The organism is Actinophytocola glycyrrhizae, from assembly GCF_042653545.1.
In the GTDB taxonomy this organism is placed as follows: domain Bacteria; phylum Actinomycetota; class Actinomycetes; order Mycobacteriales; family Pseudonocardiaceae; genus Actinophytocola; species Actinophytocola glycyrrhizae.
This window is the reverse complement of sequence record NZ_JBHSIS010000007.1, coordinates 185,495-201,215: the sequence shown is the minus strand read 5'-3', so window position 1 is coordinate 201,215 and position 15,721 is coordinate 185,495. Positions and strand designations below refer to the sequence as shown.

The window sequence follows — 15,721 nt, the reverse complement described above, 5'->3', positions numbered from 1 at the left end:
CGTTGCTCTCTCTCAGATGTCGATCGCCGACTGGTCGACCCGCACCGAGGACTCCACGAGCCACGCGCGCCGGGGTTCGACCTTCTCCCCCATGAGCAGCTCGAGTGCCGTCTCGGCCGCCTCCACGTCGTCGAGGGTGATGCGCCGCACCGAGCGCGTGGCCGGGTTCATCGTGGTCTCCCACAGCTCCTCGGCGTCCATCTCCCCGAGTCCCTTGAACCGCGGGACCGGGGTGACGACCTGCTTGCCCGCCTTCTCCAGCGCGGCGAGCTTGGTCTCCATCTCGCGCTGCGAGAACGTGAAGTGCGTCTCGGGGTTGCGGCCCTTGGTGGTGATCTTGTGCAGCGGTGGCATCGCGGCGAACAGCCTGCCGTCCTCGATCACCGGCCGCATGTACCTGGCGAACAGCGTGATCAGCAGCGTCCGGATGTGCGAACCGTCGACGTCCGCGTCCGCCATCAGGATCACCCGGCCGTACCGCATGGTCGACAGGTCGAACGTGCGCCCGCTGCCCGCGCCGAGCACCTGCACGATCGACGCGATCTCCGCGTTGCGCAACGTGTCGGCGAGGCTCGCCTTCTGCACGTTGAGAATCTTGCCACGCAAGGGAAGCAGCGCCTGGTACTCGGACACGCGCGCCATCCGCGCACTGTTGTGCACGAACACACCTGCTTCGAGCGCGAAGTTGTGGTAGCCATCCACAGTCAGGTCGTACACGTCGGCCGTCTCGTCAAGGGCCTCCACTGCCACCACGGCGTGGTTTGCCATCCGTGCCGCGTCACGCAGACGTGAGTAGTCGCCGTCGAAGTAGCCGATGAGACGGTCGAACCGCAAGCCGGTCCGCGCAGTACGCCTCCGCTCGGCGTCGTAGGCGGTGCCGAGTTCCGGATCCGGCAACTCGAGGAGAGCCGCGACACGCTTGAGCGCCGCGAGCCTGCGGCCGTTGTTCTGCTTGGCGACACGATCCGCCCTCGGCACCGTTTCGACGTAGTTTCGCCGACCTTCCTGGACCTTCGCCAGGTGGCCGGTGGCCGGGTCGCTCATGCGGAGCTTCATGTACGACGAGTGGCGCTCACCGAACTCCGGGTTGTCACGATGCCACGCGCGTACCGCGACACGCTGCCGAGCCCGTTCAGCCGGGTCTGCGAACTGGGCCACCGTCGCCTGCCTTCGCCAGCTCAACAGAGCCTCGTCCTGCCACTGCTGACGAGAACGTGCGCTCCACTCAGCTCGACGCGCCGGGTCGGCGAAGAACGCCCGCACCCGTTCGGCCGCTGCGGCGCGATGTTCGGGCTTCATCCAGTAATCGGCCTGCGCCCGACGCAGCCGTTCCGCGTAGGCGACGAGCTCGTCCTCGCTCAGCGACGCGTACCACTCCTGGAAGCCCTGCTCGATCCGCTCCCGGAACGCCGGATCTGAGTTGCGCGCCGCAAGCCTGGCCAGGCAGGCGGCCCGGAAATCCGGGTCCTTCCACTGCCGCGACAGCATCGCGGACTTGAACTCGAGTCCGCCGTCGGCGAGCCACGCGCGATAGCCCTCGTGCACGTGCTCACCCATCATGGCCGCGTGCAGCGCCGCATGGTCGTCCCATGTCATCCGCCGGATGTTGCGTGGGTCGTTGTTGCGCTTGGCGACGTCCACGTGGTGACGAACGGAGCCGTTGTCGGTGCTGTCCAAACCGTGCCGCAGGTTGTAGGCGTCCGCGAGGTAGTGGGTGTAGACCCATTCCTCACGGTCGTTCATCCACACGCGCTCGTAACCGTCCAGCTTGTCGCCCGCGGCCCGGGCCGACACCGTGCGGTACAGCGGCATCAGTGAGTCGCCCGCGACGAGCTGGTCCGCACGGCGGTACGAGCCGTCCCGGAGCCGGAACAGGTGGTCGGGCGTGCACCGAACCGACTCGCCGTTGTCCAGGGTGACCCGCACGAGCGGGGCGTTCCGCCTGGTGAGCCGTGGTTCGACGAGCGGCACCACGACGACGCGGCCTGCCTTGTTCGTCGTGTAGCCGAAGTGGGTGACGCCGTTCTGCCAGTCCGCCGCCAGGTCGGCGAACGACCGGCTCTTCCCGGAGGCGAGCGCGACCATCGTGTCACCGGTAAAACAGCCGAGGGCGCTGTCGCCTTCCACGAGGAACAGCTCACTGCGTGCGATGCCGGTGGCGCGGCAGTCGACGAGTTTGGGTGGCATGGCCGCGCCCTCGAGGGCGGTCTTGCGGCGGGCGGCGTCCTTCTGCTGTTTCTGGGTGAGCCGTACGCGGGAGGCGTCGACCACCTTCTGCAGCACGGTCTTCGCCTCGGTCTTGGTTTTGCGGTTCTCGGTCCACGCGCGGATCTCACGCTCCACGATGGACTGCAGCACCTTGGTGATGCCCGCGGTGGACAGCTCGTCCTTGGTCTGCGAGGTGAACTGCGGCTCCGGGAGGCGGACGTGCACGACCGCGGTCATGCCCTCCTCCACGTCCTCCAGCGTCGGCGGGTCCTCCTTGGGCTTGAGCAGGCCCCTGGTCCTGCCGATGGCCTCGTTGACCGCCTTCACCACCGCGCGGTCGAACCCGCGGCGGTGGGTGCCGCCGTGCACGTTCCTGATGGTGTTGGTGAAGCACTCGATGGTGCGCTCGTAGCCGGTGCCCCACCGGATCGCGACCTCGACCTCGGCGGTGCGCTCCACTTTGGACTGCATGACGCCGTTCTCGTCGGCGGCGTTCTCCCGGTAGGTGCCGGTGCCGTTGACCATGATGATGCCGGACACCGGTTTGTCGGCCGTCGGTGTCAGGAACTCGACCATGTCGGCGATGCCGTTGGGGTAGTGGAAGGTCTCCTCGTCGATCGCGCCCTCGGTGGCGTTGCGCAGCACGTAGGTGACGCCGGGCACGAGGAACGCGGTGTTGCGCAGCTTCGACCGCACGGCCTCGACGTCGAGTGCCGCGCTGTTCTCGAAGTACCGCTGGTCGTGCCAGTACCGGGTGGACGTGCCGGTCGGCTCGCCGCGCTTCATCTTCCTGACCACGTTGAGCCCGGCACGCTTGGTGAACTTGGCCTTCGGGCCCGCGCCCTCGAACACGCCGGGCACCCCGTGCGCGAACGACATCTGGTGGACCTTGCCGTCGCGCTTCACGGTGATGTCGTAGCGGTGGGACAGCGCGTTGACCGCGGAGGCTCCGACGCCGTGGAGGCCGCCGGAGGTCTTGTAGCCGGAACCGCCGAACTTGCCGCCGGCGTGCAGGCGGGTGAGCACCAACTCGACTCCGGACAGACCGGACTTGGCGTGGACGCCGGTGGGGATACCTCGGCCGTCGTCGTCGACCTGGACGCTCCCGTCGGCGTGCATGGTGACCACGACGCGACTCGCGTGACCGGCGACGCCCTCGTCGGTCGAGTTGTCCACGATCTCGTTGAAGAGGTGGTTGATGCCCCGGCTGTCGGTCGAGCCGATGTACATCCCCGGCCGCTTCCGCACCGCCTCGAGGCCTTCGAGGTGGGTCAGATCGTCGGCACCGTAAAAGGTTCCCGCAGTCACGTCTGGTCGTCTCCCGATTCATGGCGCGCCCGTGCGACCACCCGCCTCAGGCGTCCACCACCGTAGGAGAGCCTATCCGCTACCCCCGACAACCCCCGGCATCTGTCCGATCAGTCGCCCCTGACGAGGTCCGACCGACCGGCCGCGAGGCGTCCGGTGAGATGCCGACGCGGGGCGTCCGCGAACTCCCCTGCCTGGTCATGGCCCTACGCGCGCAGCGCGCGCCCCAGGTGAGCGCTCGTGCGACTTTCCTCACCCAGCATGCCAGCTCCGGATCGGCGACGAGCTCCCGGCGCGGCAGGAGGTCGCTCCAGACCTCCAGGAAGGCGTCGCGGATGCGCGGGACCGCGGGATCGCCCTGCCCGTGCCGGGAGTGGTCCGCCGACGAGCCAGCCTCTTCCGTTCCCGTCGCTCGCGTCGCGTTGACCAGGGCTGATCACACGATCCGGTGATGCGCCTGGCCGGGTTCACGGCGCCCAAGTACCTTGTACATATGTTCGATTCACTCGCGCCAGAAGTCCACGAGGAGCTCGCTCAGCTCCTCCGCCCGCTCGACCTGGGGCATGTGCCCGGTGTTCCGGAAGAGGTGGATTCGCGCGTGGGGCAACAAGGTCCTGGCCGCCTCGAGGTGGGCGGCGGGCAGGATCAGGTCCCGGTCGCCCCAGACCACCAACGTCGGCACCTCGGCAGCGGCGACGCCGGTGAGCAGCTCGTCCCGCCAGGCCTGGCGCACCCCGCGCAGCGTCCCGAGGCTGCGCGCGAGGTCGGTCATGACCCGCATCCCGTGCGGCCGCGTGGCGATCCGGTACCCGTACTCGACCCGTTCGTCGGTCACGTACGTCTGGTCGACGTACAGCGACCGCTCCATTTGCCGCGCCCCGGCCCGCGATGGCCGCAGCAGCAGCGCGGCCAGCCCCCGGACCGCAAGCAACCGCAGGGCGACCGTGACTTCCTTGCCGAAACCGGCGCTGTTCACGAGGGCCAGGGTGCGCACCCGGCCCGGCGACCGCACGGAGACCCGCATGGCGATCGCTCCACCGAGCGAGTTGCCGACGAGGTGCGCGGGTCGGGTGACCCCGACCACGTCGAGAAACCGCTCGACGAAGTCGGCGAGCGCCTGGAGGGTGTACCGGCCCGGCAGGGGATCAGACCCGCCGAAGCCGGCGAGATCGACGCTGTAGACCTGGAACCGGTCGGAAAGGAGATCGTGCTGAGCGGCCCAGTCGGCGTGCGTGCGTGCGATGCCGTGCAGAAGCACGACGGGGTCGCCGGTCCCGTCGACGCGGTAGCGGACTCGCAGTCCGTCGACGTTCACTTCTGTCATCGGGTTCGCAACGTTCCTCCCTGACGGCTCTTCCGGGGCAGGCTCCACACAGCCTTCCGCGGCTACGCGGACTGGCGTGCCGCCGTCGGCACCCGCTCGAAGCGCACGTCGTCGTCCACCGGGCCGTGCCGCATCAGGAACACGTCCCTCGGGTAGTTCTGGTGCAGGCGCCATGGGGCCGCCGGGCCTTGTTTCGGCAGCTTCTCCAGGCTGCGCAGGACGTAGCCCGACTTGAGGTCGATCAGCGGCACCGTGTCGACCTCCGGGTCGGCCAGCACCGGGGTCACCACCTGGTAGTCGTGCGCCTTCATGTGGTTCAGCAGGCGGCACACGTAGCCGGCCACCAGGTCGGCCTTCAAGGTCCACGAGGCGTTCGTGTAGCCGATGGTCAGTGCGAAGTTCGGCACCCCGGACAGCATCATGCCCTTGTACGCCATGGTGTTGCCCAGCTCGACCTGTTCGCCGTCGACGGTCAGGGTCATGCCGCCCACCGCAAGGACGTTCAGGCCGGTGGCCGTGACGATGATGTCGGCGGGCAGCAGTTCGCCGGACTTCATGCGCAGGCCGTCCCTGGTGAAACGGTCGATGGCGCCGGTGACGATCGACGCCCGGCCGGAGCGCAACGACGTGAACAGGTCGCCGTCCGGGACGAAGCACATGCGCTGGTCCCACGGGTCGTACTTGGGCGCGAAGTGGGTGTCCACGTCGTAACCCGGCGGCATCTGCGCCAGCACCCCCTTGCGCAGCAACGCCTTCATGACCTTTGGGGCGCGGCGGGACAGCTGGAAGGAGAGCATCGCCGCCAGCACGTTCTTCCAGCGCAGGGCGGGGAACAACAGCTTGGGCGGGACCTTGCCGATCAGCTTGTCCGCGATGATGTCCTTGCCGGGCAACGAAAGCACGTAGCTCGGGGAGCGCTGCACCATTGTCACGTGCTCGGCCGTGGCCGCCATCGACGGCACCAGGGTGATGGCGGTCGCGCCGCTGCCGATGACGACAACGCGCTTGCCCGCGTAGTCGAGGTCCGCAGGCCAGTGCTGCGGGTGCACCACCTTGCCCTCGAAATCCGCCACGCCGTCGAAATCCGGGGTGAAGCCCTTGTCGTAGCGGTAGTAGCCGGAACACACGTACAGGAAGGAGCACGTCAGGGTCACTGTCTCGACGACGTCAGGCGCCGTCCGTTCGGCGGTCACGCTCCAGCGGGCGTCCGCGCTCGACCATTCCGCAGCGATCACCTTGTGGCGGAAGCGGATGCGGGAGTCCACGTCGAACTCACGGGCGGTGCGGCGGACGTACTCGCGAATGGCGTCGCCGTCGGCGATGGCCTTCGCCTCCTGCCACGGGCTGAAGGAGTAGCCGAGCGTGAACATGTCGGAGTCCGATCGGACCCCCGGGTACCGGAACAGGTCCCACGTGCCGCCGATGGCGTCACGGGCCTCGAGGATCGTGAACGTGCGGTCCTGGCACCGCTGACGCAGGTGACATGCGGCGCCGATGCCGGAGAGACCGGCGCCCACGATCAGGACATCGACGTGCTCCGTTGCCATGCCAGCACGTTATCGACATGGTGTCGACTCAGTCAACACACTGTTGATAGCGTGGCCGGCATGACCGCCGCAGCTCGTCCTGCCCGTGGCCGCCGGGCCTCGCGCCCTTCCGGGGACGACCGGGAGCACGCGATCCTCGCGACCGCGGAACGGCTGCTCGGCGAGCGGGCGCTGCGCGAGATCTCGATCGACGATCTCGCGAAGGGCGCGGGCATCTCGCGGCCGACGTTCTACTTCTACTTCCGCTCCAAGGAAGCGGTTCTGCTGGCGCTTCTGGACCGGGTGGTGCAGGAGGCGGACGCGGCGGCCACCGTCGTGCCCGACAGCGAACTGGTCGCCGACCCGCCGAGCTACTGGCGCGCGGTGATCTCGGCGTTCTACCGGACGTTCCGCGACCACCGGCCGGTCACGCTGGCGGCGGCGGAAGCACGATGCACCAACGTCGAGGTGCGCGCGCTGTGGTCGTCGGTCATGGCGACGTGGACCGACCGCGCCGCCGCCGCGATCGAGAGCGAACGCGCCAGGGGTGCCGCCCCGCCGGGGTTGCCCGCGCGCGACCTGGCGATCGCGCTGAGCACGATGAACGAACGGTCGATGCACGCGCTCCTGGCAGGCGACGAGCCTGCGCTGGCGGAGTCCGACGTGGTCACCGTGCTGCACACGATCTGGCTGAACGCGATCTACCAGACCACGTCGCCCGCACCGGTGGTTTGACACACCTCCGGCGGGGGCAGCCAGCACCCATGCTGCACATCACGCCGGAAGCGGGTCTGGCCATCAGGAAGCTCGTCGACTCCGAGGGCGTGGGCATGGACGGCGGTCTGCGCGTGGAGGCGCACTCTGGCGAACCGGACTTCGCGATGACCGTGGCCGCCATGCCGGACGACACGGACCTCGTGGTCACCGAGGAAACGACCGGCGCACGCGTGCTGCTGGACACGCTGACCGCCGACTACGTGGAGGACAAGGCCCTGGACGTGGACGACACGGTCGAGGGCACCGCCCGTTTCAGGCTGACCAGTCAGGGCACGGCCGACTGAAGCAGGACGGTGGCTGGGGCCGAGCCCTGGCTGTTTGACACCGCAAGCTACTCGCATTAGCTTTTTGGCTATGCGGGGTAGCGAGGATGCCTAGGGCCGGTCTTTCCCCGGCTGCCGTCGTCGACGCCGCGTTGGCCGTGGTCGACGAGCACGGGGTCGACGCGCTCACCCTGGCGGCCGTCGCACAACGGACCGGGGTGGCGACCCCGTCCCTGTACAAGCACGTCGCCGGGCTCGGTGAGCTGCGCACGTTGCTCGGTGCGCGCGTGCTCGACGACATGACCGACCACTTCACCAAGGCGGTCCTCGGCCGCGGTGGGGACGCCGCGGTCGTGGCGCTCATGCACGCGTACCGCGACTACGTGCGCCGGTACCCCTCCCGGTACGCGGCCATGCCGCTCGACCCGCTCCACGACCCGGCCCTCGCCGCGCCCGGCGGCAGGCTCCTCGACGTCGTCCTCGCCGCACTTCGCGCCTACGGCCTGAGCGGGGCCGACGCCGTCCACGCCACCCGCTGTCTGCGTGCCGTCGCGCACGGCTTCAGCTCGCTGGAGGCCGGCGGCGGGTTCGGCCTGCCCGAAGACCTCGACGAAACCTACGACCGGCTCGTCGCCACCACCATCTCGACCCTCGGACCGGAGTGAGACCCATGCCCAGAATCGCGCTCGCCGTCGCCGGTGTGCTGTTCCTGCTCTACCCCGTCGTCCGGCCGTGGGACGACGAGACCACCGCCGACGGGGCGCACGCCGCGATGGCCTCCGGTGCGTGGGTGGCCTCGCACCTGTTCGCGATGCTCGGGTTCATCCTCGTCGGGCTCGCCCTTCTCGGCTTACGGGACCTGGTCGGCACCGCACCCGTCGCGGTCATGTGGGCCGGGGCCGGGCTGACGCTCACCTACTACGGTGCCGAGGACTTCGGGCTGCACGCGGCCGCCACCACCGCGGGCACCGACCTGCTCGCCGTCGCCGAGGCCACGCGGTACCACCCGGTCGCCGTCACCACGTTCGGCGTCGGGCTGGTCGCGCTCGCGGTGGGGGCGGTGCTCGTCGCGCTCAAGCTGAAGCGCCCGAGTGCCTGGGTGTTCGCGGCCGGGTTCGTGCTCTTCCTGCCGCAGTTCTTCACGCCGGCGCCGGTGCGGATCGCACACGGGGTGCTGATGCTCGCCGGGCTGGTGTGGCTGGCCGCGGACCTGCGGAAGGACGCGCGGGTGCTAGCCGGCCAGGGCGCCGCGTAGCGACCGGTACAGCAGCGCGGCATCGCCGAGGCGGTGCCGCAACTGTCGTTCCAGGCCACCGATCGGCACCAGGTTCTGCGGGGCGCGGGGGTCCTTGTGCGGCGCGCTCGCCAGCGACGGCAGCACCGTCGCGGTCATGTCGGCCAGCGCGGCCGCGTCCTCCACCTTCAGGTCGGCAGAGCACTCCAGCCGCACGATCGCCGACCACGGCACGGACGTCGCGCCCGGCAGGCGCAGGTACCAGGACATCCGCTCCCACGACGTGCCCATCCGGAACACCGGGCTCCGCTGCCCCGGCCCGAGCGACGCCACCACCTTCACCTGCTCGGCCTGCAGGTAGGACTTCTGGTGCGTCTTGACGTACCCGACCGTCCTCGGCAGGTGGGTGCGGCCGCGCAGCGGACCGTCCACCACCAGCAGGTCGTCCTCGACGCCCGAGTGCTCCCGCCACGTACCGGCGAGCTGCACCTCCAGCTCGGACATCCGCCTGGTCACGCCGAACGTCAGCTTGTCGAGGCCGCCCGCGGTGTGGCGGAAGGTGTAGGTGGCGTGCGGGGTCTTGATGTCGTCGCCCTCCTCGGCGAACACGCCGCGGTCGACCAGCACGTCGACGACCCTGGCGGCGCCGTCGCACTGGACGAGACCGGCCGCGACCGAGGCCACGACACCGGGAAGCGGTTCCGGCCCGTCGCCGTGCCGCCAGATCCGGGCGTCGATCCGCTGGACGCCGTCGAGGAACAGCACCGAGCCCGGCAACGGACCGCCTGCCGGGGTCAGCGGCCGCCACGCGGACGCGGGCAGCTCGACATCGACGTCCAGGCGGGCGGAGGACTCGCGGCCGTCCAGCTCGTCCCCGCGTGCGACCCCGTACCCGGGATCCCACGGGTCCACCGTGTACGACGTCGGCGACAGCAGTCCGGTCATGAACGCACCATCACACCTCGACGCGCCGCAGTCGCGACGACGCGCCGTCCCTGGTGACCGCGAACTGCACCGGCACCCGCTCGGCCAGGGCCGGGACGTGCGTGACGATGCCGACCATCCGCTCGGTCTCGGACGCGAGCCGCTCCAGTGTGGCCGCGACCGTGTCGAGCGTGGACTCGTCGAGCGTGCCGAACCCCTCGTCGAGGAACATGGAGCTGAGGTCCCGCTTCCCGCCCGAGAGGCCGACGACCTGGTGGGACAGCGCCAGGGCCAGCGCGAGCGAGGCCTGGAAGGTCTCCCCGCCGGACAGCGTGTTCACCGGCCGCGTGGTGCCCGCGTCGTTGTGGTCGAGCACGACGAGGTCGTTGCGGGCGTCGCGGTGCAGCTCGTACTGCCCGCCCGAGAGCTGCATCAGGATCTCCGACGCCTCGGTCACCAGCGACTCGAGCGCCTCCGCGCACAGCCACGCCTCGAAACCGGTGGACTTGAGGAGCTGGCCGAGCAGGTGCGCGACCCGGTGCTCCTCCCTGGCCTGTTCGAGCTCCGCGACCAGCGCCGAGGACCGGGACCGTGTCTCGACCAGGGCCGCGTGGTCACGCCGGGCTCCTTCGAGCGCGGTGCCGAGCACCACGTCCGGTTTGGCGCGCTCGGGCAGCGGGACATCGTGCTCGGACAGGAGTGCCGCGAGCGCGGTCCTCGCGGCCGTGCCCTCGGCGGCCAGCTCGCGTTCGGTGCGGTCCAGGTCGTCGACGCGTGCGGTCAGCTCGTCGCGCTGTGCGGTGGCCCAGGCGAGCAGGGCCTGCCAGGCGGCGGCGAGGTCGGTGCCGTCCACCGGTGGCACGCCGAGCGCGACGAACCGGTCGCGACCGGCCCGCAGGGTCGCCCACGCCCGCTGTTCCTCGGCACCGAGCGCGGTCCGCTCCTTCTGGGCGTCGTCGACCGCGCGGCGCGCGGCGCGGGCCCGGGTCCTGGCCCGTTCGACCGCGGCGTCCGCGGCCTCCCGCTTCTCCAGCGCCGCCTCGACCTCGGCGAGCGGCGGCGCGGCCCGCAGCTCCGCGGCCAGCTCGTCGGACTGCCGCTGCCCGCCCTCCACCTCGGCCCTGGCGGTGGCGGCGGAACGCGCGGCGTCGGCGTGTGCCTTGCGTGCCGCCGTGACCTGCGACTTCGCGGTCTTCACAGCGGTGCGGGCGGCGTCGAGGTCGGCGGGGACGGCGTGGTGGGGCAGGTCGTGGACCTGCTGGCGGCACACCGGGCACGGCTCGCCCTCGGCCAGGTCGGCGGCCAGCGCGACCGCCCGGTGGGCCCGGTCGGCGGCGGTCTGCGCAGCTTCGGCGTCGGCGAGGGCCTGTTCCGCGGTCGCCAGGCCGGCGCCCGCGGCCTGCTCCGCGGCCTCCGCGTCGGTGGCGGCGGCCCGCAACCGCTCAAGGCGGGGTGTGAGGGTCGCGAGCCGGGTGTGGGCGTCGCGCCAGCGGGACAGCTCCGCGTGCTCGGGCAGGTCGGCGCGGGCGGCCTCCGCCTTCGCCTCGGCCTCCTCGGCCTCGGCCTTCTCGGCGGCACGGCGGGTGATCTGCTCGTCGGCGTCCGCGAGGCGGGTGGCGAGGTCGACGACGTCGCCGGGGCGGCGCAGGGCCGCGAGGTCCGCGAGCTGTTCCCGCGCGGTCTTCGTGGTGGCGTTGGCCTCGGCCCAGCGGGTGCGCACCTGCGCCATCTTCTCGACGGCCTCGTCGACGGCCGGCACGAGCGCGGCCAGGTCCGTCACGCGTTTCCCGGCCGCGGCGACCACGTCGTCGGTGACGGTGCCCAGCTCGTTGCGCCGCTTCTCGATCATGTCGAGCCTGCCCTTGGCGACCTTGGCCCGCTCCCTGGCGCGCTGCCCGACGTCCTCGTAGACGGCGTAGGCGAGCAGCTGGATCAGCAGGTCCTGCCGGTCGCTCGGCTTGGCCTGCAAGAACTCCGCGAACCGGCCCTGTGGCAGCACGACGCACTGGGTGAACTGCTCGTACCCGATGCCGAGCAGCTCGGCCACCGCGCCGGTCATCTTGTCGCCCTCGGCCACCGAGGCCACCGGGTTCTCCAGGATCTTCGTCAGGTCGGCGTCGGGCGGCACGCTGTCGTCGAGCCGGTCGAGCCGCGCCTCCTTGGTCTGCACGTTGCCCTGCGCGGTCCGCCGCAGCAGCCGCACCGCCGCGTACCGGCCGCCCGCCGCCTCGAACACCAGGCACACCCTGCCCTCGTTGACCGAGGGCGCGAGCGCGTTGCGGATGGCGTCCTTCTTGCCCCACCTGGGCACCGTGCCGTACAGCGCGAAGCACAGGGCGTCGATGACCGTCGACTTGCCCGCCCCGGTCGGCCCGGTCAGCACGAAGAAGTCGACGTCGTGCAGCGCGACGTCGGTCTCGTCGCGGTAGCTGCCGAAACCCTCGAACATCAGGCGCAGCGGTCGCATCAGCGGCTCCCGGTGGACTCGTCGAGCAGCTCGGCGAACATGGCGCCGAGCCGGGGGTCGTCGATCTCCTTCTCCGAAAGGAAGTCGGCGAACAGGTCGGTCGGCGAGCGCCCGATCCGCGACCGCACCGCCCCGGCCTGCGCCCTGGCGCGGAACTTCTCGTCGATCTGCACGTCGAGCGTGTGCGGCAGCTTCTCCCGCACCAGGTCGGCGAGCCCGGCGCTGGCCTTCTGCGTGAGGATCACCCGCAGGAACGCGTCCCCTGCCTCCTCACCGGCGGCGACGACCTCGTCGAGGGTGCCGCGCAGCGTCGCGAGACGGCGGCCGCCGGTCAGCGGCACCGCGCGGATCGCGGCCCGGGTGTCCGGCGTGACGTGCACGATCAGCGCGACGGACGTGTTGTCCTCCTCGCCGAAGTCCAGCGCGATCGGCGCGCCCGAGTACGCGATGGGGCACGGCCCGCCGATCTCCTGGTACCGGTGCAGGTGACCGAGCGCGGCGTAGTGCGTGCTGACGGGGAACGTGTCGGGTGGCACCTCGTAGCCGAGCAGGGTCTGCACGGCCCGTTCCCCGCCGCCCCAGCGGCCGCCGAGCAGCGTCGCGTGCGTGGTGACGAGGTTGACGGTGTCGCTCGTGAAGCCCGCGCACAGCGTGTCGACGATCGCGCGCACCCGGTTCGCGTAGTCCTGGTTGTGCTGGGAAGGGTTGTGCAGCAGCACTTCCGCGGCCCGCACCGCGTGCCGGTGCGACAGGAACGGCAGCGCGGCGACCACCGCCTGCTCTCCGGTGCGCGTCGTGAACGTCGCCGTGCCGCCGCGGTCTGGCCGCTGCGGGGTGCCGACGACGTGCATGCCCAGCTCGCCGAGCACCGGCCGGTACACGTCCTGCACGAGCCGCGAGTTGTCGTGGTTGCCCGCGAGCACGACGACGTGCCTGCCCTCGCTGCGCAGCGCCATGAGCGTCTGCATGACGAGGCCCTGCGCCTGCGGTGTGGGGGCGGCGGTCTCGAACAGGTCGCCCGCGACGATGACGATGTCGACGTCCTCGTCGTTCGCGACCCGCACGAGGTCGCGCAGGACGGCGCGCTGCTCGTCGATGCGTGGCTGGTTCTTCAGCACCTTGCCGACGTGCCAGTCGGCCGTGTGCAGGATCTTCATGGGTCCCCTCAGCGCTGTCGGTTCGCTCCGCGGGCTCTGCTCAGAACGGCGGCGGGTCGTCGTCCAGTCCGGCGAACGGGTCGGCGGGCGGCGCGGGGCCCTCGTCGACCCCGGTCCACGCGCCCTTCTCCGATGGCCGGGTGGCCCACGCGGGGAACGGGAACTCGATGGCCAGCGGCACCGGGATGTCGGGTTGGGACACGAACATCGTGCCGGGCTTCGCGATCGTGGCCCGCTGCCGCTGCGCCGCGGGCAGGTAGCCGTACTCGGGCCGCGACGCCTCCGCCGGGTCCAGCCGCCCGGCGACGCGGATGGAGCAGTTCGCGACGATGCGCCGCTCCACCTCCGAGGCGGTCTGCTGCGCGCCGATGAGGATCACGCCGAGCGACCGGCCGCGTTCGGCCACGTCGAGCAGGATCTGCTTGATCGGGCTGTCCCCGTCGCGCGGCGCGTACTTGTTCAGCTCGTCCAGCACGATGAACATGAGCGGCCGCGCGGTGCCCTGCTCCTCCTTGCGGCGGAACTCCTGCCGCAGAGAGACACCGACGACGAACCGCTGCGCCCGGTCCGGCAGGTTGTGCAGGTCGATGACCGTGACCTGCGCCTTCGACGTGGTGAGCGCGCGGTCGCCCCGGTCCTTGAGGTCGGAGCGGATCAGCCGTTCGAGGGGTTTCACGGCCGAGCGCAGGCGGCGCAGGAACGCGTTCACGCTGCCGGTGGAGGTGGACCCGGCCACCCAGTCGCGGCGCAGCTCCTCGTCGAGCAGCTCGTCCTCGATCAGCGCGACGAGTTGCTCGAAGGTGCGGAGCGGGCCGCCGTTGCGTGCGTCGACGCCGGAGATCGAGATGGCCCCGTCGGCGCCGACCTTGGTGTGGTCGCGCCGCAACCGGGCGGCGACCTGACCGATCAGCATCGTGTACTGGGCCCGCTCGTCCTCGCCGTCGGCGAACACGAACGGCATCAGCTCCTGCTCGCAGAACTCGGCGAGCGTCCAGTAGAACGGCGAGACCGCGCGGTCGCGGGCCCGCACGTCCGGGGTGCCGTTCGGGTCCCCCGGCCGGGGCGGCGCGAACACCTGCACGTTGCGGAACGACGACGACGGCAGGCCGAGCAGGCCGTACTTGGCACGCATCGCGTCGGTGAGTCGGGAGTTCTCGTAGTCGAGGAACAGCAGGTCCTCGCCCTTGACGGAGAAGATCAGCGCCTTGGTGTTGTGCGCCTCGCCGTGCAGGACACCCGAGTTGAAGATCGAGTGCAGCATGAACGTGGCGAAGGAGGTCTTCGTCGCGATGCCGGAGACACCGGAGATGGAGACGTGCCCGCCCCGGGTGCCGTCGACGAACTCGAAGTTGAGGAACACCGGCTGCCCGTCGCGCCCGAGGCCGACCGGCACCTTCGCGTCGGCCATCGTGTCGAAGTACAGCGCGGAGTCGCGTTCGGCGCCCTGCGCCCGCGACACCGCGCTGCCCGGCCGCGGCGGCACGTACACCTCGGGCTCGACCCTGGTGACGGTCACTTCGGCGACCTCGGACACCTCGGCGGGCAGCGCACCCTGCTCGATCAGGAACACGTCGGAGGCGAACCGCGCCCCCTCGTGCCCGGCCTCGATCTGGGTGACGACCCCGGCGATCTGCACCTCGCTGCCGTCCGGCAGCTTCCGCCGGGTGACGACCACGTCGTCGAGCTGCAGGTACTGGTCGGCAGCGACCCCGACGGAGAACTCGAGCGGACTGGCGGCGACGGTGCCGACCACGAGGCCGACGGGTCGCGGCCCCGCCGCCAGGTCCGTCACGCCGTTCGGAGAACCGTTCGGCTCGGCCACACGCGCTCCTTCATACGTTCGAGAGGTCCGCAGTCTATGTCCGGGCGCGGACACGACCGGGGACCCCCGAACGTGGGCGTTGCGCGCTTACGGGAAGCAGGCGGTGCTGTAGAAACCCCACTGGCCCGCGTGCATGGCCCGCACACCGCGCGGCCCGTGACGGCGGTAGGGCTCGTCGCGGATGTCGCCCTGTTCGCCCTTCACGAGCGGGGCGCCCCACTCCCAGGAGAAGTGGTCGGCGGTCGGGTCGTAGTTGCGGTAGAACCGCCCGGCCTCGCACCGGTTGGTCTCACAGTGCGTGTAGGTGCCGTTGCAGGGTTCGCGGGGTTCGGCGGCGGGGGCGTCGTACGCCTCGCACAGGATGTAGCCGGTCCTGGCGAGCTGCCAGGAGTAGCCGTAGCACCACAGCGGCTCGAAGGGATCGGCGTGGTAGACGACGAACGTCGACCCGGCCCGCAGCGCGCCGAGGTAGGGACCGTGCGGCGAGCAGACCGGCGGGTTCGACATCTCGTGCAGGTTGGTGTCGCGGATGATGATCCGCTGCCGGGGGTTGGGGTCCTTGAACCGGTTCGAGCACTGCGGTGGCCGCGTGTCCTGGACGGAAACGTCGGCCGCGGCAGGGTCTGCGGTGGCAGGGGCGGGGACGGCGGCGGGGACCAGCGCGATCGCGGCCGCCATGAGCACCTTCAGCATGCCCCCTGACGCTACGGA

Annotated in this window: 12 protein-coding genes; 4 read left to right on the top strand and 8 right to left on the bottom strand. The window is 70.8% G+C overall.

The window, feature by feature from the left end; translation table 11 throughout:
- Positions 1-12: 12 nt before the first annotated feature.
- From ACFPCV_RS16865 to ACFPCV_RS16855, 3 genes are all read right to left on the bottom strand, one after another.
- Complete coding sequence (locus ACFPCV_RS16865) at positions 13-3,516, bottom strand: ATP-binding protein (RefSeq protein WP_378057129.1); 3,504 nt, start codon at positions 3,514-3,516, stop codon at positions 13-15.
- Between the two features lie 502 nt (positions 3,517-4,018).
- Positions 4,019-4,840, bottom strand: a complete 822-nt coding sequence (locus ACFPCV_RS16860) for an alpha/beta fold hydrolase (RefSeq protein WP_378057128.1) — start codon at positions 4,838-4,840, stop codon at positions 4,019-4,021.
- Positions 4,841-4,902: 62 nt separating this feature from the next.
- Positions 4,903-6,387: a flavin-containing monooxygenase gene (locus ACFPCV_RS16855; protein WP_378057127.1), complete on the bottom strand. Its 1,485-nt coding sequence runs from the start codon at positions 6,385-6,387 to the stop codon at positions 4,903-4,905.
- A gap of 60 nt (positions 6,388-6,447) precedes the next feature.
- Between ACFPCV_RS16855 and ACFPCV_RS16850 the strand changes: the two genes are divergently transcribed.
- The 4 genes from ACFPCV_RS16850 (at position 6,448) to ACFPCV_RS16835 (ending at position 8,661) form a co-directional block, all read left to right on the top strand.
- Positions 6,448-7,101 carry a TetR/AcrR family transcriptional regulator gene (locus tag ACFPCV_RS16850; protein WP_378057126.1) on the top strand — a complete coding sequence of 218 codons (654 nt, stop codon included), beginning with the start codon at positions 6,448-6,450 and terminating at the stop codon, positions 7,099-7,101.
- 29 nt (positions 7,102-7,130) lie between these two features.
- Positions 7,131-7,427 carry a hypothetical protein gene (locus ACFPCV_RS16845; protein WP_378057125.1) on the top strand — a complete coding sequence of 99 codons (297 nt, stop codon included), beginning with the start codon at positions 7,131-7,133 and terminating at the stop codon, positions 7,425-7,427.
- An 86-nt stretch (positions 7,428-7,513) separates the two neighbouring features.
- Entirely contained in the window at positions 7,514-8,071 is a 558-nt protein-coding gene (locus ACFPCV_RS16840; protein ID WP_378057124.1) for a TetR/AcrR family transcriptional regulator, read from the top strand.
- Positions 8,072-8,076: 5 nt separating this feature from the next.
- The gene (locus tag ACFPCV_RS16835; protein WP_378057123.1) at positions 8,077-8,661 is read left to right on the top strand and encodes a hypothetical protein; all 585 of its coding nucleotides are present in this window, start codon (positions 8,077-8,079) and stop codon (positions 8,659-8,661) included.
- Here ACFPCV_RS16835 and ACFPCV_RS16830 read toward each other — a convergent pair.
- The 5 genes from ACFPCV_RS16830 to ACFPCV_RS16810 all read right to left on the bottom strand — a co-directional run bounded on the left by ACFPCV_RS16830 (position 8,638) and on the right by ACFPCV_RS16810 (position 15,703).
- Positions 8,638-9,585 carry a hypothetical protein gene (locus tag ACFPCV_RS16830; protein WP_378057122.1) on the bottom strand — a complete coding sequence of 316 codons (948 nt, stop codon included), beginning with the start codon at positions 9,583-9,585 and terminating at the stop codon, positions 8,638-8,640. The two genes, ACFPCV_RS16835 and ACFPCV_RS16830, sit on opposite strands and share 24 nt — an antisense overlap.
- 10 nt (positions 9,586-9,595) lie before the next feature.
- A complete protein-coding gene (locus ACFPCV_RS16825) occupies positions 9,596-12,031 on the bottom strand; it encodes an AAA family ATPase (RefSeq protein ID WP_378057121.1) in 2,436 nt (811 codons plus the stop codon).
- The gene (locus tag ACFPCV_RS16820; protein WP_378057120.1) at positions 12,031-13,188 is read right to left on the bottom strand and encodes an exonuclease SbcCD subunit D; all 1,158 of its coding nucleotides are present in this window, start codon (positions 13,186-13,188) and stop codon (positions 12,031-12,033) included. Before ACFPCV_RS16820 ends, ACFPCV_RS16825 begins: the two co-directional genes overlap by 1 nt.
- Before the next feature lie 40 nt (positions 13,189-13,228).
- Positions 13,229-15,010 carry an ATP-binding protein gene (locus tag ACFPCV_RS16815; RefSeq protein ID WP_378057119.1) on the bottom strand — a complete coding sequence of 594 codons (1,782 nt, stop codon included), beginning with the start codon at positions 15,008-15,010 and terminating at the stop codon, positions 13,229-13,231.
- Between the two features lie 87 nt (positions 15,011-15,097).
- Positions 15,098-15,703 (bottom strand): hypothetical protein, encoded by a 606-nt coding sequence (locus ACFPCV_RS16810; protein WP_378057118.1) that lies wholly within the window; start codon positions 15,701-15,703, stop codon positions 15,098-15,100.
- Positions 15,704-15,721 lie beyond the last annotated feature (18 nt).